Origin of the sequence: Streptomyces sp. NPDC051217 (genome assembly GCF_044455465.1) — a bacterium.
Taxonomy (GTDB): Bacteria; Actinomycetota; Actinomycetes; order Streptomycetales; family Streptomycetaceae; genus Streptomyces.
Map to the genome: position 1 here is coordinate 109,862 of NZ_JBITEV010000021.1, position 23,091 is coordinate 132,952.

The following is a 23,091-nucleotide window of genomic DNA, read 5'->3' on the forward strand; positions in this document are numbered from 1 at the left end:
GCCCGGTCGCCTTCGGCCGGTCCGCCGGCCCGGTGGCGGGGTGTGCCCCGTAGGAGCGGGGTCAGGTGCCATTACGTGGCTCCGGATCCGGCACTGGACGTGGCCCCCGACGGAGCTTCGGCCGTGGTTCCCGCGATCCCGGCCGCGCCGCCTGCTCCTCCTCGATGAGCCCGCGGAGGGCGAAGCGCTGGAGTTTACCGCTGGCGTTGCGCGGCAGTGATGAGCGGAACCGGACGTCGCGCGGGTACTTGTAGGGAGAGATGACCTGCTTGACGTGGTCCTGTATCTCCTTGGCCTTGGCCGCGCCGCCCTCGACGCCTTCGCGCAGGACGATGAACGCGCACACGACCGCACCGCGCTCGGGGTCGGGTCTACCGACGACGGCGCATTCGAGCACGTCAGGGTGCGTCTCGACGGCCGCCTCAACCTCGGGCCCGCCGATGTTGTAACCGGAGGAGACGATCATGTTGTCGCTACGCGACTGGTAGTAGAAGTATCCGTCCTCGTCCGCGGTGAAGATGTCACCGGTCACGTTCCAGCCATCGACGACGTAGGTCTCCTGCCGGGGGTCGTCGAGGTAGCGGCAGCCGACGGGGCCGATGACCGCCAGTCGGCCGGGCACCCCAGGGCCGAGTGGGCGTCCGTCGAGGTCGAGTATCGCGGCGCGGTAGCCGGGTATCGCTTTGCCGGTCGCGCCGGGGCGGATGTCGTCTCCGGTCGCGGAGATGAAGATGTGCAGCAGTTCGGTGGCGCCGATGCCGTCGACGACCTTCAGGCCGAGCGTGTCGTGGAGCTCCTCCCAGATCCTCCTGGGCATGCTCTCCCCGGCGGACACCGCAGTCCGGAGCCCGGCGAGTTCACCGGCCAGCCCCTCGCGAAGGATTGCCCGGTAGGCGGTGGGCGCCGTGGCCAGGACAGTCACGCCGTTCTGCCGCACGATGCCGGCGAGCTGCGCCGGCGTGGAGGACTCTGTCAGTAGGACGCAGGAGCCCGCGAGCAGGGGGAAGACGACCAGCATGCCCAGGCCGAAGGTGAAGGCGAGCGGGGCCGAGCAGGCGACCACGTCGTCGGGGGCGAGCCCCAGCACCTTCCGGCCGAAGGTGCGGTCTATGGACAGCAGGTCGCGGTGGAAGTGCATGGTGATCTTCGGCGTACCTGTACTGCCGGACGTGGGGCCGAGCAGCGCCACGTCGTCGGCGGCCGTGGGCACGTCGGTGAACCGGCCCGACTTGGTGTGTGCGCGTGTGACCAGGTCTTCCCGGCCTTCGCCGCCGAACTCGACAACCTTGAGCGTCGGCAGGGTGCTGTCTTTCACGGCGCCGACCTCCTGGGCGAAGCGGTGGTCGACCAGGGCGACGGCCGGGCGCGTTCGCTCGACGATCTGGGCGATCTCCCGGGCACGCAGTGCGGCCATGGTGGTTACCACCACTCCGCCGGCCTTGAGCACGCCGAGCCAGCACGCCACCGCCCAGGGGGTGTTGGGCGAGCGCAGCATTACCCGGTTCCCGGAGACCACGCCGAGGTCCTCGACCAGGACCTGTGCGACCTGGTTGGCCCTGGTCAGCAGCAGGCCGTAGGACCAGGTCTCACCGGAGGGAGTGCACAGCGCGGGGCGATCGGGCCCGAGAGAGGCAACGGCCGCATCGATGATCTCGGTGGCCGCGTTGAGGCGTTCCGGGTAGTGGAGTTCGGGCGTGGTGAATTCGATCGTCGGCCACTGTGTGGCCGCTGGCAGATGGTCGCGGGTAAAGGTATCGAGGTGAACTGAAGGCGAGAGAGACACCGTTCGTTGCCCTTCGGTGAGCCCGCCGCGCGTGCGGTGGGTCAGTCGGCGCGGATCACGCCCTCCGCGGCGACGGCAGCAGGTGTGCCGGAGCAGCCGGCGGGCCGAGGCGCGAGAGGCACCAATAAGTCCTTCGGGGAGCTGCCGACGGGACGGCGGCTCAGGCCGTGCGGATCATGCCCTCCTGGGCGACGGTGGCCACGTGGCGGCGGTCGCGGGTGAAAAAGCGGCCGAACGCCAAGCCGCGGCCGGAGTCGGCGGCGACGGCCTCCTGTACATAGAGGAGCCAGTCGTCCATGCGTACGGGGCGGTGGAACCACATGGAGTGGTCGAGGCTGGCGGTGACCAGTCCGGGAGTGGCCCACGGCAGGCCGAGTACCCGCAGGACCGGTTCGAGGATGGTGTAGTCGCAGACGTAGGCGAGAGCCGCGGTGTCGCGCTGGGCCGTGGTGAGGCCCTCGACGGGCCGCAGTCCGTCGAATGGCCGCAGCCACACCGCCTGGTGAGCGGTTCGCCCGCCCTCGACGGTGAGGTAGACCGGGCCGGGAACGTGCCGCATGTCGAAGCCGCGGCCGCCGGACCAGTACGCCTTGGACCCCTCCGTCATGGTCCCGCCCCCCAGTGGCGCGAGGTAGGCCGCTGCGGAAGGCAGGCTCTCGGGGTCGGGCACCGTCCGTGGGAGGTCGGCTCGAAAGGCGCCGCTGGACTCTCCTGCGGCGAAATTTGCCAGGCAGGTGAAGACGAGCTTGCCGTTCTGGCTGGTGCGGACCTGGCGGGTGCTGTAGCCGCGACCGTCGCGGAGCACGTCGACCTCGTGCAGGACCTCGGCCCCGATGTCGGCCGGGCGCAGGAAGTAGCTGTGCACGGAGTGCAGTGACTTGCCTTCGGCGACCGACCGCATCGCAGCGGCCGCGGCCTGGGCCACGAGGTCACCACCGTACGCCTTGGGCCACGGGCAGGGCTGGGTGGTGGCGGTGAACGACAGCCTGCCGGGATCCGTCGGGACCGGGGCGAGGGTGACCGCCGAGGTGAACACCTCGGACGTCGCCTGGTGGCTCGTTGTCATCGGTCGAGCCAATCCCGCAGGTCGGCGTCGGCGACGTCGGCGAGGTTGACGACGATGTTGTCCGGTGTGCGCGTGGTCATCCACGTGAGCGGCTGGGTCCGCGAGAGGTTGCACTCCACGTGCGGCATGAACGGCGGGACGAAGACCCAGTCGCCCTCCTCCATGTCGACGTAGTCCTCGAAGCGGTCCCCGAAGTAAATCCGGGCGCGACCGGACAACACGTACCCCCCGGTCTCAGCCTCGCCGTGATGGTGGGTGACCGAGCGGTAGCCGGGTTCGTTCCTGACCTTGCCGTACCAGAGCTTGGTGGCGGGCGTGTGCACGCTGCTCACACCCGCCACGCGCACGGCGCCGCCGGAGTCGGCGGCGCCGGCATCCTCCAGGCCGCCGCGGGTCACGACAGGGGCGACAATCCCGCTCGGTAGCCGGTACATCGAATTATCGCCTTCGAGGCGGTAGGCGCTGGGCTCGTGATCCATGGGGAGGCTCCGTTTCAGTCGGTGAAGGAGCGGTCTGCAGTTGGTGAGAGGTCGACGTACGGCCCTCGCGGCCCGGGAAAGGGCCGCAACCACGGTGACTCGACATCTCGTTTTTTTCACGACCGTCATTTATTGTCAATACGCCTTGTGACGATCAGGGCGTGAAACTTCGAACCGGAGGCCCCGATGGCTCATGTCGCCGTGAACCCCTCAGCCCTGCCCGCTCCCAGCGGCTACTCGCACGGGACGCTCGCCGGCAACACCCTCCACCTGGGCGGCCAGACCGCCCTCGACTCCGAGATGAAGATCGTCCCGGGAGGGATCGTCGAGCAGTTCCGCCAGGCGTTCGGCAATGTGCTGACCACATTGCGCGCTGCGGGAGGAGAGCCGGAAGACCTGGTGAGCGTGACCCTGTACCTCACGGACATCCCCGACTACCAGTCTCATGGAAGGGAGATCGGCCGCGTGTGGCGCGAACTGGCCGGTTCTGTCTATCCCGCGATGGCGGGCATCGGCTGCACCGCCCTGTGGCAGCCGGAGGCGCAGATCGAGATCCTCGGCGTCGCGGTCATTCCGGAGGAGCGCTTGATTCGGCCCCAGGAGCAGGTGAACGACAAGTGAGGCTCGCATCCGTCCTGGTCGGCGGCGTGCGGCGGCTCGGAGTCGTCGAGTCGAGGCGAACGGTGGGACTGCTTCCGGCCGGTAGCGGCACGGTCGACGACATCGTCCGCGGCGGACCGGATGCTTTGGGGGCGGTGCGGTCTCTGCTCGCTGCCGCCGAGTCCGTCGAGCTGTCCGACGTCCGCCTGGAAGCCCCTCTGGCCCGCTTCAACCGCGATATCCTGTGCACCGGGTGGAACTATCAGGACCACTTCTGGGAGTCCAAGGGCAAGCGCGAGGGGCAGGAGCCGACGGCTCCCCCCGAGCACCCGACGTTTTTCACCAAGGGCCCGGACACCGTCATCGGACCCGTCGACGACATCGCTTACGACCCCGATCTGTCCGCGCGGTACGACTACGAGGCCGAGATCGCCCTCGTCATCGGCCGCGACGGTCGCTCCATCCCCGAGGAACGCGCGTTGGAGCACGTCTTCGGCTATCTCGTGGCCAACGACGTTTCCCAGCGCGACCTGCAGCGAGCGCACGGGGGCCAGTGGCTCAAAGGCAAGAGCATCGACCGCACCATGCCGCTGGGGCCGTGGCTCACCACCGCCGACGAGATCGACGACCTGGCGGCGCTCGAGGTGCAGTGCGAGGTCAACGGCGAGCTGCGGCAGAACGCCTCCAGTGGGCACATGGCCTTCGCCGTCCCGCGGCTCATCGCCGAGCTGAGCCGCGGGATGACGCTGAGGGCCGGCGACATCCTCCTGACCGGCACGCCCAGCGGGATCGGCAGCGCCCGAGAACCCGCGCTGTTCCTCAAGGACGGCGACGTCGTCGTCACGCGTGTCAGTCACCTCGGTGAACTGCGCAACACCGTGGCGACAACGCGATTGACCTGACCATACGATGGTCGGACACTCAATGGCTCGGTCGGCGGCCCTGCTTCGGGCGAGCGGGGACGCGGGACGGCCGGCGGCCGCGGGCTAGGGTGTCCAGGGATGATCGCTATGGACGAGGGGCGTGCACTGAAAACCGCTGGTAAGGCGCGAGGACGGGAGCCTGGGCTGCCGTCCTGGCGCAACGGGGAACCGGGGGGCTCGCGCGGCTCGACGAGGCGCCGTCCTGTCGGGGGCGAGTGCCGGTGACAGCCGATCTTCAGCTCGGCATCCCGCTTGGAAGCGACGGGCGCGACAGCCGGATCAGTCCGCTGATCCTCACGCTCTTCGGCCTGTACGCACGGGGGGAACGCAACTGGCTGTCCGTGGCGTCCGTGGTGAAGCTCATCGGGGACCTCGGCTACGAGGTGCAGGCGGTGCGGTCGTCGGTGTCCCGGCTCAAGCGGCGCAGCATTCTGTGCAGTGAGCGCCTGGACGGCGCGGCCGGGTACTCGCTCGAGGAGTCCGTCCTGGAGACGCTGGCAGAGGGCGACGTCCGCATCTTCGAACGGAAGCGGGCTGCGGTGGAGGACGGCTGGGTTGTAGCTGTGTTCTCGGTGCCGGAGACCGAGCGGGACAAGCGGCATGCCCTGCGGACGACGCTGACCAACCTCGGGTTCGGCACTGTGTCCCCCGGGGTATGGGTCGCGCCCGTGCAGCTGGCCGCAGAGGTGCGGCGCATCCTTGAGCGCCGTGAACTGTCGGCCTACGTCGACCTGTTCACCGGTCCGTACATCGCCTTCGGAAACCTGCGGTCGAAGGTGCGCGGATGGTGGGACCTGCAGGAGCTCACTCAGATGTACGGCGAGTTCCTACAGCGCTATCAGCCGGTGCTCGACCAGGTGACCGCGCGGCGGCCCACTCCCCAAGAGGCGTTCCAGGTCTACGTGCCGATGCTCACGCAGTGGCGTCGGATGCCCTATCGGGACCCCGGGCTTCCGCTGGCCCTCCTTCCTCCGGACTGGTACGGCGTGAGCGCCGAAACGACATTCCGCGAGCTGAACAGTGCGCTGAGCGTACCGGCGGGCGAGTACGCCCGAGCTGTCATCCACGGGACCAAGTGACCGCGCCCGACTGAGCGGGCGCGTCGCGGGGAACCACGGTCCAGCGTCGGGTCACCGCCAGCTCGGCAGCATCCCGCCCCCTGTGCGGGTGGGGTTCTGGAAAACCCCGGCTCTTGGCGAGACTCCCGCCACGCCTGCGCGACAGGCGGCGCGAGGGGGCGTGTGCGGCTATGAATGTCGCGTTCCTGTGACGACAGTCAAGAAGGAATGCACTGCCCACAAACGCCGGAAGTTGTCTTGACGATGGTCACGGAAGCGTCATACTCTCGTCCCCAATACGTCAGTCGGACGATCTGGGGAGGTGTCATGGCTAGCTCAGCATCCCTGGTACGTGGCGGCTTCTGCTTCCCTCGACGCATCCCGGGCGCCGCAGTCGCGACCCGCTGGTAGCACCCTTCACCGCACGGTCTGTGCAGCCAGATCCGCCTGTTGTTCCCCTGTTGCCTCCTCTTGAGCCGGCACGGCGAACACCGCGCATCTCGACGTAGCCGCAGTTGGAAAGCGTCGCGCACGCACATGCGCTCCCTTCTCCCGTCATCACGGGGGTCCCTTCAAGGCGCGACTGCGTTCTGCACGCTCTGAGACACAGAGCCCAGCGCTGCATCAGCGCAGTAGAGCCGCATCTCCACACCGAAGGAAGCATCATGATCGATGATCTCTTTGTGTTCGACGGCGTCTGTCACGTCTATGACATGGCGGACGACAACCTGCGACTGGAACGCCCCGACACCCCCGCTTTCGTCGACAGCTGGCGGCGGGAAGTGGGCGCGATGCGCTACCCGAGCGAAGGCCACTTCGGTGGTGACTTCGAGTGGAAGCGGCAGTTCGGGCTCGACGACATGTACAAGCTCATGTTCGTCGAGTCCCCGGTGGATATGGCCATGGCCTGCGCCGTCCCCGTGTGGGACTGGTTCCCCGACAGCTTCTCCCCGCTGCGGCTGAACTACGAGTTCGCCGCGGCCAATCCCGACCGCGTGCTGCTCTGCGGAGCGGTGGACCCGATCCACCACGGCGTCGACGGCGCGCTCAAGGAAATGGAGTACCAGGTCAGGGAGCTGGGGGCGAAGTCCTTCAAGTTCTACAACGGGCACATCGACAAGTCCTGGCGCTGCGACGACCGGGAGGTGGCCTACCCGCTGTACCGGAAAGCCGCGGAACTCGGCATCGAATTCCTGCAGTTCCACAAAGGGCTGCCGTTCGGAGAGTGGGATGTCGACGTACTGCGTCCGGTCGACATCCAGGCTCCGGCCCGCGAGTTCCGCGAGTTGAAGTTCGTTATCCACCACCTCGCGCTCCCGTACTTCGACGAGGCGCTGTCGATCGCCGCCCGCTTCCCCAACGTCTATCTGGCGCTGTCGGGCGTTATGAACTACCTGCGGATCGCCCCGGTGGAGGTCTACCACCAGATCGGTCGCCTGCTCCGCAATGTCGGATCCCACAAGCTGATCTGGGGTTCGGAGGCATCCATGACCGGTCTCCCGGGCCCCTTCCTGAAGAGTTTCGCTGAGCTGCAGATCCCCGAGGAGCTCTGCGACGGCTGGGGTTACCCGCAGATCACCCGCGAGGACAAGCGCAAGATCCTGGGCGAGAACATGGCCGGCCTCCTCGGTATCGACGTGCCGGCCAAGGTCAAGCACCTGGAAAAACTGGGGAGGTGAGCGCGGTGGACAGCGCAGCACCGCTCGACCGGGCCACGCTCGGCAAACGTGTCCACGACGTCTCCACGTACATCAACATGCACGCGGGTGGCCTTGAACTGTCGTCCGTCTCCGACGACGGCGCCGTGGAAGTCCTGTTCACCGGCATGTGCACGGGCTGCCCGTACCGGCCGGTGACCATGGAGGCGACCGTACGCCCGGCGCTGATGGAGATCCCGGGAGTCACCTCGGTGTCTGCGGTCGGCAGCCGCATATCGGCGCAGGCCGAACGGCGCGTGGCCGAGGACTTCAAGGGCCATCGCACAGGTATCCCGATCTGGCCCACAGGAGGCAAGACCGCATGATCGATCTGGCAGCCGCCGCCGACCGGCCGGCACCTGCGCATGACGGCCGTACGCGGCGGCTACCAGTCACCATCGTCACCGGGTTCCTCGGCAGCGGGAAGACCACGCTGATCAACCGGTTGCTGACCGGATCTCACGGGCTGCGGCTGGGCATTGTCGTCCATGAGTACGGCGAGGTCGGGATAGACGACGCCCTGGTGGCGCGGTCCGACAGCGACATCACCGAGCTTGTCAACGGCTGCCAGTACTGCGGGGATCAGGGACGGCTGCCCCGCGCACTGGCCCGTCTGTCGCAAGCGGCTGACAAGCTCGACGGGATCGTCATCGAAGCCAGCGGACTGGCCGACCCGCTGGGCATCGTCGACGCCGTAGCCGCTGGGGGCTACGCGTGCGATCTCGAAGTGGGCGCGGTGATCAGTCTCGTCGACTGCGCCAACTACGACCGGAATCTCAGCAACGCCACCATCGCGTATCAGCAGCTCGTCTCCGCTGACCTGCTGATACTGACCAAGACCGACCTGGTCGACCAGCAGACGGCGGACCTCATCACTTCGCGTCTGGGGGGAGTCAACCAGAGGGCCGGCATCCTCCGCCCCCACCCGGAGGGCTTCCCTGTCGAGCTTCTGCTCAACACCGAGGCGTCGCGGATCGGCAGGGCTCCGCTGCCGGTCGACACTCTGTCCACCGCGCACCTGCACGACATCGACGTCGTCTCACTCAGCACCGATCGGCCGCTGGACCCCCAGCGCTTCGCGAACTGGAGCGAGGGTCTGGCCCCCGAGGTGATCCGGGCCAAGGGGGTCGTGCGGTTCGCGTCGCACCCGGGCCCGTACGCCTTCCAGAAGGTGGGCGCGGGTCCGCAGGCGCTGACCGTGCTGCCCGAAGGGGCGGCCGACCCGTCCGGCGCGGTGGTCGTGCTGTTCGGCAAAGCATTGAACAAGGCCGTACTCGAAGCAGGACTCCAGGGCTGCGTCCCGTTCTGATTCGACTCGACCTCCACGAAAGGGCACTGACGTGCACGTGCACCATGACCGGCTGGTCCCCGACCTGATACTTCACGGTGGCAAGATCATCACCTTGGACGCCCGGTCCCGCATTACGCAGGCCGTCGCCGTGGCCGACGGCAAGATAGTCGCGGTGGGCAGCGACGCTGCCATCCTGCCGCTCGCCGGCGGGCCGACACGAGTGGTCGACCTGCACGGAGCGAGCGTGGTCCCCGGCTTGATCGACAACCATACGCACCTGGTGATGGCCGGCATGGACAGTGCCGAGGCCGGCGTAAAGGTCAATATCGCGTACAGCGAGTCGATCGAAGAGATCAAGGCGCGCATCACCGCCGCCGCACTCGGTGCGAAGCCCGGCGAATGGATTGTCACCTCGTGTATGTACCGCGGCGGCCTCAAAGAGGGCCGTTTCCCCAATCGGCACGACCTGGACGTGGCAGCCCCCGACAATCCCGTCTACATCGCTGACGGCGGCCGCAACGTCATCGTCAACACAACTGCCTTGCGTCTCGCGGACATATCCGCGGAGACCGAGGATCCCGGCGGCGACCCGGAGGTGGCCGCAGGCCACATCGTCCGGGACGACCAAGGCGTTCCCACCGGCCACCTCATCGTCGGTGCCGGCGACCTGGGCCGCCGCAGGTGGTGGAAGCGCCTCGGTCTCCCCGTCAAGATGTGGGACCTGTTCACGCAGGACCTGGAGACCAACGTCCGCGCCATCGCGGCGCAGATGAAGGTGTTCAACGCGGCGGGCATCACAGGGGCCCGTGACATGGGTGTCTCGCCCGAAGAGATCGACGCCTACACCGAGATCGTCCGCAGGGGGGAGGCGACCTTGCGCACCGATCTCATCCTGGGCCTCGCCGTCCAGCACCTCAGTAGCGCCGACATCTCCGAGGCGCTGCGTGTGTACTTCGGCCCGAAGCAGGGGTTCGGTGGTGACTGGCTGCGGGTTGGCGGACTCAAGATCGTCGCTCAGAACTACGGCTACTGGAGCATGCAGCCGGACAAGCTTCGGAAGCTGATCGTCGAGGGGAACCGCTACGGGTGGAGCTTCGCCATCCACGGAACGCCCGGGGACCTCGGCAACGACATCGAGGTCATCCTCGACGCGATGGAGGAAGCGGACGCCGAGTCGCCTCTGGACGGTAAACGGTGGAGCTACGAGCACGCCTTCGGCCTCGTCCAGCCGGAGTACATCAAGCGGATGAGACGGCTCGGGGTCGTCATCGCCGCCAACCCCCTCCTCTCCTACTTCGGGGCGGGCCGCGCCCAGCACATGCACGAAGTCATGGAAACCCTGAGGCTCGCGGAGACCGGGGACGGCATCACTCCACGCGAGCGGACCATTCGGGAGTGGGGCCAGCCCATGCGCACCTGGATCGACGCCGGGCTCACAGTGACCGCGGGAACGGACTGCCCCGCGGTCGCGTACGACCAGGATCGTCCGCTTCTCGGCCTCTGGGCGTGCTTTTCCCAGGAAACGCTCGCCGGAAAGCTCATGCCCGGCGAAGAGATCCGCCGGGAGGAGGCTCTACGTCTCTGGACGATCAACAATGCCTACGCGACATTCCAAGAGAGTCGCAAGGGGTCCATAGAGCCCGGCAAACTGGCCGATATGGTCGTCCTTTCCGGGGACCCACTGACCATTCCCGATGAAAAGTTCCTCGAACTGCAGGTACTCGAGACCATCGTCGATGGTCGGACGGTCCACGAACGGGCCTGAGAGATGTCCGGCCGGCGAAGCCGATGCCAGCTTCGGCAGCACTACTACGAGGGGCTACCATTCCATGCGCATCGTCCTTGTGGGACCGCCCGGAGCGGGCAAGGGAACGCAGGCCAGGTTCCTCGCAGAGAACGCCTCGGTTCCGCACATATCTACCGGTGACCTGTTCCGGGCCCATATCGACCAGGGCACGCCTCTGGGAAAACAGGCAAAACAGTTCATGGACAGAGGTGAACTGGTTCCGGACGAGGTAACCGTGGGAATGGCGAGGTATCGGCTGTCTCAGCCGGACACCGCCGGCGGCTTCCTGCTGGACGGATTCCCGAGGACGGTCGCGCAGGCCGAGGCGCTCGACCGCGAGCTGAAGTCCGATCGGCGTGGGCTTGACGCGGTGCTGGCCTTGGAGATCCCAGCGGAGGAAGCCGTCATACGGATCGCGGGGCGGCGGGTCTGCCCGGGCAACAGTTCCCAGCACGTATTCCATGTGGTCTACAACCCTCCGAAAGTGGATGGTGTGTGCGACGCGTGCGGTGGGGAGTTGCGGCACCGCGACGATGATTCCGAGGAGACCGCCCGCAAGCGCCTGGAGATTTACCGCGTGCAGACCGAGCCGATCATCGAGTTCTACACCTCTCAGAGACTTGTCGTAACCATCTCCGCCCTCGGCACGGTGGACGCGGTGACGGAGCGCGCCATGAGAGCGCTTGCCGATGCGAGGGCAGCGCATGCTTCGGTCGCTCCGGGGACGTAGTCCGTGGCGACCGCCGTACCTTGCACGAGTGAGTGGCCGATACGCCGCGGGCCTCTCCTGAGCACGACAACGAGTACGACCGAGGGGTCCGCCAGGGAGCTGCCGGCATGGCCGCAGACCGGCGGCAGCCTGCCCGCCGAGGCCGCGACATTCGTCGGGCGGCGCTCGGAGCTGGCGGAAGCCCGGCAGCTTCTCCGCGATTCACGCCTGGTCACGTTCAGCGGGCCCGGCGGGGTGGGGAAGACCCGGCTGGCGCTGCAGGCCGCGGAGGAGGCAGCCCAGGCTTCCCGCGGCGGGGGCCGGCTGATCCGGCTGGGAGAGCTGCGCGATGCGTCGCTGCTGGCAGACGTCGTCGTCAGAGGTCTCGGAGTCCTCACGCCGGTGGAGGGCTCCTCGGAAGACGCGCTTGTGGGCATGCTCGCCGAGAGCGACTGTCTTCTCGTCCTCGACGGCTGCGAGCAGATCGTCGACGCGGTAGCGGCTCTGTGCGACAGGCTGCTGCGCGAGTGCCGGCTGCTCCGGCTCGTATGCACCAGCCGGGAGAGGCTGCGGATCGCGGGAGAAGCCCTCCTGCGCGTGCCCCCCCTGGCAGTTCCCGAAAGCGGCGCCTCCGGGCGTACTGCACTCTCGGATGCCGTCACATTGTTCGCACAGCGAGCGGCGTCCGCCGTTCCCCACTTCACCCTCACCGACAGGAACGCGGACGCCGTCACGGATATCTGCCGTAGGCTCGACGGACTGCCTCTTGCCATCGAACTGGCCGCGGCGCGTCTTACCGCTCTGTCTCCAGCCCAGATCCTCGACCGGTTGAACGACCGGTACCAGCTGCTGACGCACTGCCGCCGTGGCGCCCCGCGACGTCAGCAAACGCTTCGACTGTGCATGGATTGGAGCTTTGATCTCTGCAACGTGCTGGAGCGACGGGTCTGGTCGCGCCTGGCCTTCTTCGCCGGAGACTTCGACATGGAGGCCGCCGCCGCCATCTGCGGACCCGACCGTATCCTCGACCACTTGACCGCACTGGAGGAGAAGTCGATCCTGGTGCGGGAGGAGCCGGACGGCGCTGTCGTGCGCTTCAGGATGCTGGATACCCTGCGGGCATACGGGAAACTGCGTGCACGTGAGGCGGGCTGTGTCGAGGAAGTCGAGTCACGCCTGTCCGATTGGTGCGCGGATCTCGTCGACAGGGCCGCCGCGGAATTCGTCGGGCCACACCAGGTGCAATGGATCGCCCGCGTCAACCGTGAACTCCCGAACCTCCTGGACGTCCTGGACCGTCAGATCCTCCAGGACCCGCGCCGCGGTGGGAAAACAGCAGCCGCCCTCTTCCCGTTCTGGAGTTCGAACGGCCTGTTCGCCGACGGGTGTTATTGGCTGGACCGGTCGTTCGCAGCGGACCCCGATGCTGATCGATCCGAGCTTACGCACCTGATATTCGCCGCCTGCGTGCTGACCGCCGTTCAGGGCGACACGGAGGGCGCGCGCGATCTGGCGGCGAGGGCACGAACCATCAGCGGGGATTCCTCGGATCCACTCGCGAGCGGGGTCGCCGCCCTCGCGGAGGGGACCGCGGCACTCTTCGGCGCCGACCTCGACAACGCTCACACACACCTTCAGGAATCTCTCGGCGTGCTCGGGAGCAGCGGCACGCCGGGACTGCTCCGTCTGTCACTCCTGACGATGCTCGGCTACACCCACCTGCTCCGGTTCGAGGATGTTCAGGCCCGACGACACTTCGAGGATGCCCTTGCCGTGACATCCGCTTGTGGCGAGTCAATCTTCCGGGCCTATCTGCTCTGGGGCTCCGCCATCGCGCTCTGGCGCGGCGGCGGTGCGGAGGAGGCGACCGCCCGGTTGTGGGAGAGTCTGCGTGTGGCGGACGTCGTAGGTCATCCCCTCCTTGCTGCGGCCTGCCTGGAGACACTCGCGTGGATCACCGCGGAGGAGCCTGACCCTCAGCGGGCCGCCACTCTCCTCGGAGCCGCCGAGGCCCTCAGCGGCCGGGTGCGGGGCCTGCCGTGGTTCCTGTCCGGACTGCTGGTCCACCACAGGAAGTGTGAGCACACCGTCCAACGCGCTCTGGGCAAGGGTGCGTTCGTGCTGGCGCGGCGCGCGGGTGCGGAGCTCGTTGCCTCGGGCCCGGCAGCCGCTCTGGCGCATCGCGCGGTGTCGTCCGCCCCCTCACGCCGTCTCCCGTCGGCCGACGTCCGGCTGAGCCGCCGAGAAGGAGAAGTGGCCGCGCTCATCTGCCGAGGTCTCACGAACCGGTTGATCGCCCAGGAACTGGTCATCTCGGAGCGGACGGTGCACGGCCATGTCGCGCGCATCCTGAAAAAACTGAACGTGTCCTCGCGCGTGCAGGTCGCAACCTGGGTGGTCACCCATCCTCAGATTCCGCAGAGGCGCCCTTCATGAGCGCAGGTCGCTCCACAAGGCCCGCAGGGGGGCGATGATCGCGTCCGTCGGAGCCGCCAGCGCACCGGGCTCGCAGAAGACCATGCCGCCGGGAGTGTCCGAGGTGAAGCGGCGCCATCCGGCGGTGGCGCCGACTGCCGGGTCGCCGTTGCGTGCGAAGCCGAGCCACGCCGTTTGCATGGCCTCGGTGACCTGACGGGCACGATCGGCATCGATATCGCGGGTCATTACCGCGTCGCCATGACGCATGGCGTCGAACGTGCCGAAGGTAAAAGGCAGTTCCAGACAGTGCGCTCCGCTGAAGCGGGCGGTTTCTCCGGGAAGGCGCATCCCGAACTGATACGTGTACACGGGCGCACCTTGGGCGGCGAGCACCGAGGCCCAGTCGAGGCCCGCGATGCGGAACATCTCGTCGCTGTTGTAGAGGAGGCTGAGCTCTTGCACCGAGTCGGTTTCGTAGAGGTCTCGGTAGGCATCGAACGTCTTGCCGGCCGCGTCCCCGAAGCTGGACCTCATCCGCTCGACGAGCCGCGAGGCGGGTTCGCCGTTCTCCGGCAGCGGGTCCCGGCCGAAGAAGAGGGCGAACTCGCGGTTGGTCCAGCCGATCATGATCTCCGTGTCGGGGGCGTGGGTGCGTACCTCGTTCCACACCGTCGGGCTGACGAACTCACCGTCCGCATGCGGCTGGAAGACCGGGTTGTACCGGCCCCACACAGCGGTACGGCGCACCATGTCCGGAATGGCGGAGACCAGGACGTCCGAGGGGATTTTCCGCATCTCGGCGTCGTTGTCGACCCCGAGAACTGCCTGGTAGAGATCACGGACCCGGGCATCGTCGTCGGACGTCCTCATGGGCAGGCCCAGTGGGGGACTCTGCAGGATCGCGCGGCGCAGCGGAGGTGTGTCCGCCATGCCGAGCAGGGTCAGGATCGACCAGGCCCCGCCGGACTGCCCGACTGCGGTGACGTTCGATGGGTCTCCGCCGAAAGCGGCGACATTGTCGGCGACCCACTTCAGCGCCAGCGACTGATCGGACAACCCCCGGTTGCCGGCCGAGCGGTCATCGGGATGGCAGTCGAGATAGCCGAAAGGTCCCACGCGGTAGTTGATGGCCACGACCACCACATCGCCGAGCTCTGCCAGGGACGCACCGGAATAGAAGGGGAGGGTGCCGGCTCCGGTGAGGAAGCCTCCGCCGTGGATCCAGACGACCACCGGTCGCCTCAGGTCGTCGGCAGCCGGCGTCCACACGGTCAGCGTGAGGCAGTCCTCGGACATCTCCGATGGGTCGATGACGTAGCCGAGCAGTGATGGAACGGGACCCCGCCCGGGTTGGGGGCAGACCGGGCCGTCGACCGACGCACCACGGACTCCGGACCACGCCGCGACGGGCTCGGACTGCAGCCAGCGCCGTTCACCCACCGGGGGATTCGCGTAGGGGACGCCGCGGAAGACCTCCAGCCCGCCCTCACGACGGCCCCGCACCCTACCCGCGGTCGTCTCGGCGGTCGGTTCGCTCCTGGTCACCAGCATCTCCCTTGGAACAGTGAGGGATACGCGGAAGCCGTATCCGCGATCGGTTATGCACGAATAAGGTGGACGCAATACATCCACAGGGCCCGAGTTCCGGAGCCTGTCCAGGTCCAACGGGCCGGTCGTCCTTGCTCTGCCCGACGCGGCCTCGACAACGAACTTAATGTTCAGGTAGCACTTGCGGTCAAGGGGCAGAACTACCCGTTCCATCCCGCGGAAGTGCCTGTCCTACCTTCTGGGGCATGGTTCCCCGATCCAGCCGGGGCCAGGGCGCCGGACCTGATCGGCCGCGACTTCACCGCAGACGAGCCGAACACGAAGTACGTCGGCGGCATCGCCTACCTGCCCATCGACGGCGGGAACTGCTGTCCGGCGACCGTCATCGACCTCGCCTCGCGCCGTCCGGCCGGCTGGGCGATCGCCGAGCACATGCGCGCGGATCTCGTGACAGACGCCCTGGCGGCGGCGATCCGCACGCGCGGCAGCCCCGCCGGATCGATCATGCACACCGACCAAGGAACCCAGTACACGAGCAAGGCATTCGCCGAACCCCTCCAACTCAGCAGGGGTTCGGCGAAGCATGAGCGCGGTCGGGTCCAGCGCGGACAACGCACTCGCCGAGTCCTTCAACGCGACCTTCAAACGCGAGACGCTCCAGGGCCCCAAAGGCTGGCCCGACGAACGCCAGGCCCGACTCGACGCCTTCCCATGGCTCCACCGCTATCACACCCGCCGCCGACACTCCCGCCTCGGACAACGATCACCCATCGCCTTCGAAAACGCCCTCCACCTCACACCAACTACGCTGGCACCAGCCGCATAACCCGTGTTCAGAATTCGAGGTCAAAGCCCCCCACCGTGGTGACCAACACCTCATCAGGATCGCGGCTTCTGTTCCCCTCCGATGGCTGTTCCGGGCCGTCCCGGCCTCGCCGCCGCCCTCTGCTGCTACAAAGGACTCGTCCGACTCACCACATAGGACACCGTCTTAGTGCCACGAGCCGGAGCCGGCCGGTCTCGCACCCTGCCCGACCATGTGCAGGCGGACAAGGCTTAACGTCCCGGGAGAACCGCCCCACCTGCGGCGACGCGGAATCCGGCACACCATTCCCGAACGTCGCGACCAGCAGAGACATCGGAAGCTTCGAGGTTCACGAGACGGTCGGCCAGCCGGTCTCACAGCGGGCACCACAAGAAACACAACACCGTCGAACGCACCATCAACCGCCTCAAAGGCTTCCGTCACGACGACCTCGAAGCCCATCTCGTCTGCGACAGCTACGCGACCCACAAGACCGCAGACAACAGGGAAATAGATTGTGGCCCATCCCAGACTCCACATGCGCTTCACGCCCACGAGGTCTTCCTGGCTGAACCTCGTAGAGCGATGGCTCGCAGAGCTGACGACCAGACAGATACGCTGCGGCGTCCACATATTCGTCCATGCCCTGGAGAAGGACATCCGCTCCTGGAGCACCACATGGAACGAAGACCCCAAGCCGTTCATCTGGGCCAAGACAGCCGACCAGAGCCTCGAGTCACTCGCCTCATACTGCCAACGAATTACTGGCTCAGGACACTGGTGATCGACGTGGGTCCCCAGCTGGCCCACGGATCTCACATAAGAATGGACCACGATTTTTGGCTACTCAATGCGTAGCGTGAGAGGAGTAACGCCAGACGAGGTACCACGAAACAGAAATGCTCGCCTGGACCGGGAGAGAGCATAGGCGGAAGCAGATCCGTCTCCGGAGACTAATGAGCTCCTCCGTCCGGCCCGCAGGTGTCCCCTCGCCAAGGCGTGTCAACCCTCGGAGGTCATGATCATGGTGAGTACCGCCTTCTTTTCGCGTCTGGCACCCCTGACCCGCGCGGCTGATGAGTTCATACTGACCACCGTCGTACTGTTCCTCGCCGTGACGATCTTGCGGTGGCTGCGCGACGCAAGTTCTGCTCTGTACATCGCCGACCTGAACGTCGCACTGGGCGTCGTGGGTGCGCTCAGCGGGGCAATCCTCACAGGCCTGATCCTCACCCCGCTCGGCAGACGGAGCGGAGGGCACATGAATCCGGCTGTCACCGTCTTCTTGTCGCTGATGAAGGTCTTTCCGGGACGCAGTGTGGTGCCGTACGTGCTCGCCCAACTGCTGGGCTCCGTGGCCGGGACAGCGCTGGCACGGCTGGTCTGGGGCTCCCCGGTCGGACTGCCCGCGGTCAACCACGCTGCGATCAGACCGGCACTCACCTGGGAGCCGATCTCCGTCTTCTTCGCCGAAGCGGGGGCCATGGCCGGGCTGATGCTGGTCGTAGGCCTCGCGATGACCCGAACCCGCCTTGCCCGCCTGGTGCCTTACCTCATCGGGCTTGGCGTGGCACTTGTGATAACCCTTCTCGGACCCCTCAGTGGGGGCTCCATCAACCCGGCCCGCCAGTTCGGCCCCGCCCTATTCAGCGGACCGGCCACCGACCTGGGGATCTATCTCGTCGCCCCAGTCCTTGGCGCGGCCTTTGGCGCCTGGCTCAGTCATCTGCTCCGCCCACGGACGCGCCCGCTCAGTGCTCCTACCCGGACGGTCGAGGCTGCCGCGCTGAACCAGGCGACATTTCAGGCAGCGACAAAGGTGCCACCCATCAGTACGTCACATGAGCCGATTCGGGTTTCGAGCAGCGAGCCGGCCAATAACGGTCACATTTCCCCTCCAGCAAACCAAAGGCTTTCGCATGAATGGCTCCCGGGGTCACACAGCCGAGGGGGAGAGCGCGGAGCTGGGACGCGTGGAAGAGCGCGCTCCTATTATTCGGGTTATTCGGGCTCTGCTTCGTGTTGTTGCAGGCCAGGCTAAAGGTCTTGGTGGTACCAGTCGCGACGAAGGTTCCCGTCACGTAGCCGGTGTCTGCAGCTCGCGGACGACTCGGCAGAGGCTCAGGCCGACGCCGTCTCTTTTGGGGATCGGCTCAGTCGCTGAAGGGTGCGGAAGGCGTGGGCGACTGAGGCAAGGGTGAGGTGGTGGTGCACCTCACCGAGACGAGCACCTGGTCCGGCTCACCCGTGCCGCCCCTCGTCGGCGCCACCTGCTTCTAGGCGGTGTACGATCCGGCCACCCACTTCTGCTCGATCGCCCGCGCCGGGCATCCGCCGCCCGTGTTCGTCTCCCCCGAGGGCGGGGTCGCTGTGCCCGACGTACCGGCTGGCGTCCCGATCGGCACCGGCTTCGGCCGGCTACGAGTCGTTCGACCTGGAACTGGCCGAGGGAAGCCTGATCACGCTCTTCACGGACGGCCTCATCGAGACCCATGACGCCGACATCGACGCCGGGATCGACAGGCTCCTCGACGCACTGCGTCAGGCACCGGCGGATCTGGACGACCTCTGCTCCCAAGTGACGGCCCGGATGACGACGTCGAAGCCCGCGGACGACATCGCCCTCCTGATCGCCCGCACCCGGGCGTCGTCATCCTGACCGGTCCGCAGGCCGCGTACCCGAAGGCCTTTCGAAACGGCGCACACCGGCTTTGTCGCCCTTCAGTAGCGGGGCCGCGGCACCAAGTAGGTGAGCCAGATGCCCGTTCGCCGTAGCTACGAGAACAGAGTCGTATCGGAATGAGCCCGTCGGTGCTCACCCGGGATTGTTCGAGACGTCACCGGCCCGCTCCAGGAGGGTGGAGGTGGCCGAGGCGACGGCGGTGACCAGAGCGGCACGGTGGTCGGCGAGCCGTTTGGCCAGGTCATCGTCACTCGGGTTCCGGATCACCGGCGCTGTGGTGTTCCAGCTCTGGGCGGCAGCCAGTGCGAACATCATTGCGTCCATCGCAGTGGGCATGTCGACGCCGTAGTGCTGTGCGAGGGCACCGGCTTTGGACAGGTGGGCCTCGCGTTCCTGCTCGGATGCCTCGGGGCGCTCCAGCATCTTCCACTGGGTGAGGCGTTGCAGTCCGGGGTCGGCGATCAGTGCGTCGAAGAGGGCGCCGGTATATCCGGGAAGGTCGTCGGGGGTGAAGGGCGCGACGTCGGCCAGCACGCGCAACCGGTCGCCCAGGACGGCGTCGAAAAGGGCTTCCTTCGAACCGAAGTAGGAGTAGATCGCCTGCTTGTTCGCCGAGGCCGCGGTCGCGATGCGGTCGACCCGGGCGCCGGCTAGCCCGAGGCGTACGAACTCGTCGTAGGCCGCGGAGAGGAGCCGTGCGCGGGTCGCGGCAGAGTTGTAGGCCATGCCTCCACACTAAACCAACTGGATGGTTGACAACTATGGGGAGCGGGCGTAGGTTTCAAAAAAACCACCTAGTTGGATTTATTGAGGAGCGGGGATGGCAACTTCTTCCTGGTTCGTGACCGGTGCGTCAGCCGGCATCGGACGAGCTGTCACGGAGCTCCTGCTGGCACGCGGACAGCGGGTAGCGGCGCCGGTCCGGCAGCCCGAGCGCCTGGCCAAGCTTTCGCAAACCCATCCGGGACTGCTGTGGACCACCGAGCTGGACGTCTGCGACACGCCGCGCCTACGCAAGGTCGTCGACGAGGCGTTCGACGTGCTCGGCCGCATCGATGTGATCTTCTCCAATGCCGGGCGCGGCGCGTTCGGCGCGGCCGAGGAACTCTCCGACGAGGCGATCGACGAGCAGATCGCACTCAATATGACCGCGCCGATTCACCTGCTGCGTGCCGCACTGCCCCACCTGCGCGGTCAGGGCGGCGGCCGGTTCATCCAGACCTCGACCATGGGTGCGCAGATTTCCACCCCGGGCGGCAGCATGTACCACGCCTCGAAGTGGGGCGTCGAGGGCTTCCTGGAATCGGTGATCGGCGAGGTCGCGCCCTTCGGCATCGGGATCACCATGGTCGAGCCCGGCAACGTCCGCACCGGGTTCGGCTCGGCGCTGTCGATAGCCGACGGCCTGGAAGCCTACGCCGCCACCCCGGTCGGGCAGATGCGCCAGTACATCGAGAACTCCGGGGGAAACCTGACCGGCTCCGCCCTCGGTGACCCGGTGAAGGTCGCCGCGGCGATCATCGAGGCCGCGGCGACCACCCCGGTCCCGCGCCGCCTCGCACTCGGCAGCGACGCCTATGAGGCGATGCGCGGCGCCCTGGCCGCCCGGCTGTCCGAACTCGACGCGGGCAAGGGCCTTGCCTCGTCCACCGACTTCACCGACTGACCTCACCGGGCCCGGTTGCGCTCCGGCGAGCACCCGGACACAACACCACCATCCGCCCGACGCATCCCTTCACCCAAGGAGACGCCATGGAACCGACGACAGTCTTCCAGCAGCTCTGGGCCGGCTACGAAGAACTCGATCTCGACGCCACCTGGGAGACCTATGTTCCTCCCGACCAGGTGATCCACCCGGCCTCCGGGTTCGAACTCACCCGCGAGAGCTGGCTGGCGGCCGAGAGGCAACTGATCCCGCCTTCGACGACGTACGCGTCGTGGCGCTCGACTAGGTTACCGACGGCACCAAGGCCGCCACCCGCCGGCGGGTGACCGCGACGCAGAAGAACGAGTTCTTCGGTATCCCGTCGCAGGGCCGCACGGCGCGACCCTGACCGACAAGACATTCGACATCGTCGCGCACTGGGCCGAGGCGGGTGTTTTCGGTTACCTCCAGCAGTTGATCGCTTGAACGCGATCCAGCCACAGACTGCCAGTGAACACAACGTGGACCGGAGATCACCACGAGCACCACCACCCACAGCTGACTGGTAGGCGACGCCCTGCCGTTCACCGTGGGCCATCGCAGCGACCCCCTATGTGCGCTGGCCGCTGGAAGATCGCATCCCGTGTGTTCGAACCGTTCACGCGTCAGCTACTCGCCTGAGTACTGATCACCACCCCCGCCCCACCCCCTCGGTGCTTGCCGCGTGAGCCGCGGCACGCCCCCCGAAAATCCAAAGGACGACATGAGCAGCAAGGACATGACAACCACACCCTTCGGGGCGCACAGCACCGCCGACGACGTCGTCGCCGGAACCGACCTCCGCGGGAAGCGAGCCGTCATCACCGGCGGTGCCTCGGGAATCGGCCGTGAGACCGCCCGTGCCCTGGTCTCGGCGGGGGCCGAGGTTACCCTCGCCGTACGCGACCTCCGCGCGGGCGAGGAAGCCGCGGGCGCGATCATCGCCGCTACCGGCAACCCGGCCGTCCAAGCCGCGAAACTGGATCTCGCCGACCGGGCCACTATCAGCGCATTCACACGGACATGGACCGGCCCGCTGGACATCCTGGTCAACAACGCCGGGGTGATGGCTATCCCGGACCTCGATCGCACCGCCGAAGGCTGGGAACAGCAGTTCGCGACCAACCACCTCGGGCACGCCGAACTGGCGCTGGGGCTCCATGACGCATTGGCCACCGCCGGTTCGGCCCGCGTGGTCCAGGTCGCTTCCTCGGCACATCTGATGGGCGCCGTCGACTTCGGTGACATCCACTTCGAACACCGCCCCTACGAGGCATGGTCCGCCTACGCCCAGTCGAAGACGGCGATGATCCTGTTCACCGTCGCCCTCGCGAAGCACTGGGCCGGCGACGGCATCAGCGCCAATGCACTGCACCCCGGCGGGATCATGACCAACCTGCAACGCCATCTCGACGACGCACAGCTGGCCTATGTCGGAGCCAAGGACGCCCACGGCACCACTCTGGCTGTGCCGCCGGGCTGGAAGACGATCGAGCAGGGCGCGGCAACCACCGTGCTGCTCGCGGCCTCCCCCCACCTCAAGGGCATAACCGGCCGCTACTTTGAAGACGGCAACGAGGCAGCCGTCCAGCCCGAACCTGCACCCGGCAAGACCGGCGTCGCCGGCTACGCCATCGATCCCGAGCTTGCTGAGCGTCTCTTCGTGGTCACCCGGGAACACCTCAGCCACTGAGCACCACCTGGTCCAAGAGGACAACTCTTGACTCCGCCGCCCCGTTCGCCAGCGCACCTAGCTTATTCATCACGGGGGTCAGCGGCGGCCTCGGTACCCGGAGCGCCGGGGCTGTACTGCCACTCAGCCTTCCCCGCGCGGTACGAATTGCAGGTGGGCCGGTGGGCGGGGCTGGGCGGGGCATCGGGCTGTGGGGTATGGCCCAGCCGGAGGGCGTACATGGTCTCGTTCTCCCAGTCCTCTCACAGCATGGGCAGCGCCTTCGGATCGCGCTCGGGGTCTCGGTAACAGTGGATGAACGCGCGGACGGCGGCACGGCGTTGGGGAGGAGAGCAAATGCGCCACAGGAGTGGCCGTCGTCTGCGGCACCGATGCCTGTCTCGCTGTCAATCTGGCGGTCTGGACGGGCAACCATGGTGGTGAGCGCTCCGCGGAGGATGCCTCCGAGCTGGTGCTCAATGCTGCCGAGGGCGACGGTTGGGTGATCAGCCTTGGCTTCGACCAGCCGGTGATGACATGCTCAGGGTGCGCGGACGGGCGCGGACCGGTCCGGGAGCGCGCGGCACCTGCCGGCGTTGCATGGGACGCGTCGACACGGCGTCCAGGTGCGCCTACTGCCTGCACACCACGCACCATCGACCGTGCAGTCACGGCGATCCTGGTCGACGCACTCGCCGACCAACCCCCTCTGGCTTCAGCTCCGCCACCACAACAACCCGTCCGCTCTCCCCAGCCCCCATCCTGAATTTCTCCAAACCTCTTCCTCTGGGCTTACTGATCGTTTCAGAATGAGGGTGTGAGGCGTCTCAAGCAGATGATGCTGCAGGCGAGTTGGAGGAGTGCGAGGTGTAGGTCGGCGCGTATCTCG

Annotated in this window: 19 protein-coding genes and 3 pseudogenes; 17 read left to right on the forward strand and 5 right to left on the reverse strand. The window is 67.1% G+C overall.

From position 1 onward, the window contains the following. Positions 1–61 precede the first annotated feature (61 nt). The 3 genes from ACIBBB_RS33430 to ACIBBB_RS33440 all read right to left on the reverse strand — a co-directional run bounded on the left by ACIBBB_RS33430 (position 62) and on the right by ACIBBB_RS33440 (position 3,328). On the reverse strand, positions 62–1,783 hold the full coding sequence (locus ACIBBB_RS33430) for an AMP-binding protein (protein ID WP_398988719.1): 1,722 nt from the start codon (positions 1,781–1,783) through the stop codon (positions 62–64). A gap of 160 nt (positions 1,784–1,943) precedes the next feature. Then, on the reverse strand, positions 1,944–2,849 hold the full coding sequence (locus tag ACIBBB_RS33435) for an acyl-CoA thioesterase (protein ID WP_398988721.1): 906 nt from the start codon (positions 2,847–2,849) through the stop codon (positions 1,944–1,946). Next, entirely contained in the window at positions 2,846–3,328 is a 483-nt protein-coding gene (locus ACIBBB_RS33440; protein ID WP_398988723.1) for a cupin domain-containing protein, read from the reverse strand. The genes ACIBBB_RS33435 and ACIBBB_RS33440 overlap by 4 nt, the downstream gene beginning before the upstream one ends. A gap of 186 nt (positions 3,329–3,514) precedes the next feature. On the opposite strand from ACIBBB_RS33440, the gene ACIBBB_RS33445 reads away from it, so the two are divergent. The 9 genes from ACIBBB_RS33445 to ACIBBB_RS33485 all read left to right on the forward strand — a co-directional run bounded on the left by ACIBBB_RS33445 (position 3,515) and on the right by ACIBBB_RS33485 (position 13,828). After that, on the forward strand, positions 3,515–3,949 hold the full coding sequence (locus ACIBBB_RS33445; protein ID WP_398988725.1) for a RidA family protein: 435 nt from the start codon (positions 3,515–3,517) through the stop codon (positions 3,947–3,949). Beyond that, entirely contained in the window at positions 3,946–4,830 is an 885-nt protein-coding gene (locus tag ACIBBB_RS33450; RefSeq protein WP_398988727.1) for a fumarylacetoacetate hydrolase family protein, read from the forward strand. The genes ACIBBB_RS33445 and ACIBBB_RS33450 overlap by 4 nt, the downstream gene beginning before the upstream one ends. A 242-nt stretch (positions 4,831–5,072) precedes the next feature. Then, entirely contained in the window at positions 5,073–5,930 is an 858-nt protein-coding gene (locus ACIBBB_RS33455) for a PaaX family transcriptional regulator C-terminal domain-containing protein (RefSeq protein WP_398988730.1), read from the forward strand. A gap of 644 nt (positions 5,931–6,574) precedes the next feature. Next, positions 6,575–7,588: an amidohydrolase family protein gene (locus tag ACIBBB_RS33460; RefSeq protein WP_398988732.1), complete on the forward strand. Its 1,014-nt coding sequence runs from the start codon at positions 6,575–6,577 to the stop codon at positions 7,586–7,588. 5 nt (positions 7,589–7,593) lie between these two features. Beyond that, a complete protein-coding gene (locus tag ACIBBB_RS33465) occupies positions 7,594–7,932 on the forward strand; it encodes a NifU family protein (protein WP_398988734.1) in 339 nt (112 codons plus the stop codon). Further along, on the forward strand, positions 7,929–8,915 hold the full coding sequence (locus ACIBBB_RS33470; protein WP_398988736.1) for a CobW family GTP-binding protein: 987 nt from the start codon (positions 7,929–7,931) through the stop codon (positions 8,913–8,915). Before ACIBBB_RS33465 ends, ACIBBB_RS33470 begins: the two co-directional genes overlap by 4 nt. A gap of 31 nt (positions 8,916–8,946) precedes the next feature. Further along, positions 8,947–10,662 carry an amidohydrolase gene (locus ACIBBB_RS33475; protein WP_398988738.1) on the forward strand — a complete coding sequence of 572 codons (1,716 nt, stop codon included), beginning with the start codon at positions 8,947–8,949 and terminating at the stop codon, positions 10,660–10,662. A 64-nt stretch (positions 10,663–10,726) separates the two neighbouring features. Then, a complete protein-coding gene (locus tag ACIBBB_RS33480; protein ID WP_398988740.1) occupies positions 10,727–11,413 on the forward strand; it encodes an adenylate kinase in 687 nt (228 codons plus the stop codon). Between the two features lie 234 nt (positions 11,414–11,647). Beyond that, positions 11,648–13,828 carry an ATP-binding protein gene (locus ACIBBB_RS33485; protein WP_398988742.1) on the forward strand — a complete coding sequence of 727 codons (2,181 nt, stop codon included), beginning with the start codon at positions 11,648–11,650 and terminating at the stop codon, positions 13,826–13,828. Here ACIBBB_RS33485 and ACIBBB_RS33490 read toward each other — a convergent pair. Then, the gene (locus ACIBBB_RS33490; protein ID WP_398988745.1) at positions 13,823–15,355 is read right to left on the reverse strand and encodes a carboxylesterase/lipase family protein; all 1,533 of its coding nucleotides are present in this window, start codon (positions 15,353–15,355) and stop codon (positions 13,823–13,825) included. The genes ACIBBB_RS33485 and ACIBBB_RS33490 overlap by 6 nt on opposite strands. A 225-nt stretch (positions 15,356–15,580) precedes the next feature. Here ACIBBB_RS33490 and ACIBBB_RS33495 point away from each other — a divergent pair. The 5 genes and pseudogenes from ACIBBB_RS33495 to ACIBBB_RS33515 form a co-directional block, all read left to right on the forward strand. Further along, positions 15,581–15,856 (forward strand): annotated as a pseudogene (locus tag ACIBBB_RS33495) (DDE-type integrase/transposase/recombinase); the annotation flags it as partial. 82 nt (positions 15,857–15,938) lie between these two features. Beyond that, a pseudogene (locus tag ACIBBB_RS33500) lies at positions 15,939–16,184 on the forward strand (integrase core domain-containing protein); the annotation flags it as partial. 997 nt (positions 16,185–17,181) lie between these two features. Beyond that, positions 17,182–18,204, forward strand: a complete 1,023-nt coding sequence (locus tag ACIBBB_RS33505) for an MIP/aquaporin family protein (RefSeq protein WP_398988747.1) — start codon at positions 17,182–17,184, stop codon at positions 18,202–18,204. Positions 18,205–18,446: 242 nt separating this feature from the next. Continuing rightward, a pseudogene (locus tag ACIBBB_RS33510) lies at positions 18,447–18,557 on the forward strand (SpoIIE family protein phosphatase); the annotation flags it as partial. Then, on the forward strand, positions 18,550–18,822 hold the full coding sequence (locus ACIBBB_RS33515; RefSeq protein ID WP_398988763.1) for a SpoIIE family protein phosphatase: 273 nt from the start codon (positions 18,550–18,552) through the stop codon (positions 18,820–18,822). The pseudogene ACIBBB_RS33510 and the gene ACIBBB_RS33515, both read left to right, overlap by 8 nt. A gap of 156 nt (positions 18,823–18,978) precedes the next feature. Here ACIBBB_RS33515 and ACIBBB_RS33520 read toward each other — a convergent pair whose 3' ends face one another. Then, positions 18,979–19,572, reverse strand: a complete 594-nt coding sequence (locus ACIBBB_RS33520; protein ID WP_398988749.1) for a TetR family transcriptional regulator — start codon at positions 19,570–19,572, stop codon at positions 18,979–18,981. 94 nt (positions 19,573–19,666) lie between these two features. Between ACIBBB_RS33520 and ACIBBB_RS33525 the strand changes: the two genes are divergently transcribed. From ACIBBB_RS33525 to ACIBBB_RS33535, 3 genes are all read left to right on the forward strand, one after another. Further along, positions 19,667–20,512, forward strand: coding sequence for an SDR family oxidoreductase (locus ACIBBB_RS33525; protein ID WP_398988751.1), 846 nt, complete (start codon positions 19,667–19,669; stop codon positions 20,510–20,512). Between the two features lie 86 nt (positions 20,513–20,598). Continuing rightward, positions 20,599–20,838 (forward strand): hypothetical protein, encoded by a 240-nt coding sequence (locus ACIBBB_RS33530; RefSeq protein WP_398988753.1) that lies wholly within the window; start codon positions 20,599–20,601, stop codon positions 20,836–20,838. A gap of 416 nt (positions 20,839–21,254) precedes the next feature. Beyond that, a complete protein-coding gene (locus ACIBBB_RS33535) occupies positions 21,255–22,223 on the forward strand; it encodes an SDR family NAD(P)-dependent oxidoreductase (RefSeq protein WP_398988765.1) in 969 nt (322 codons plus the stop codon). Positions 22,224–23,091: the final 868 nt, after the last annotated feature.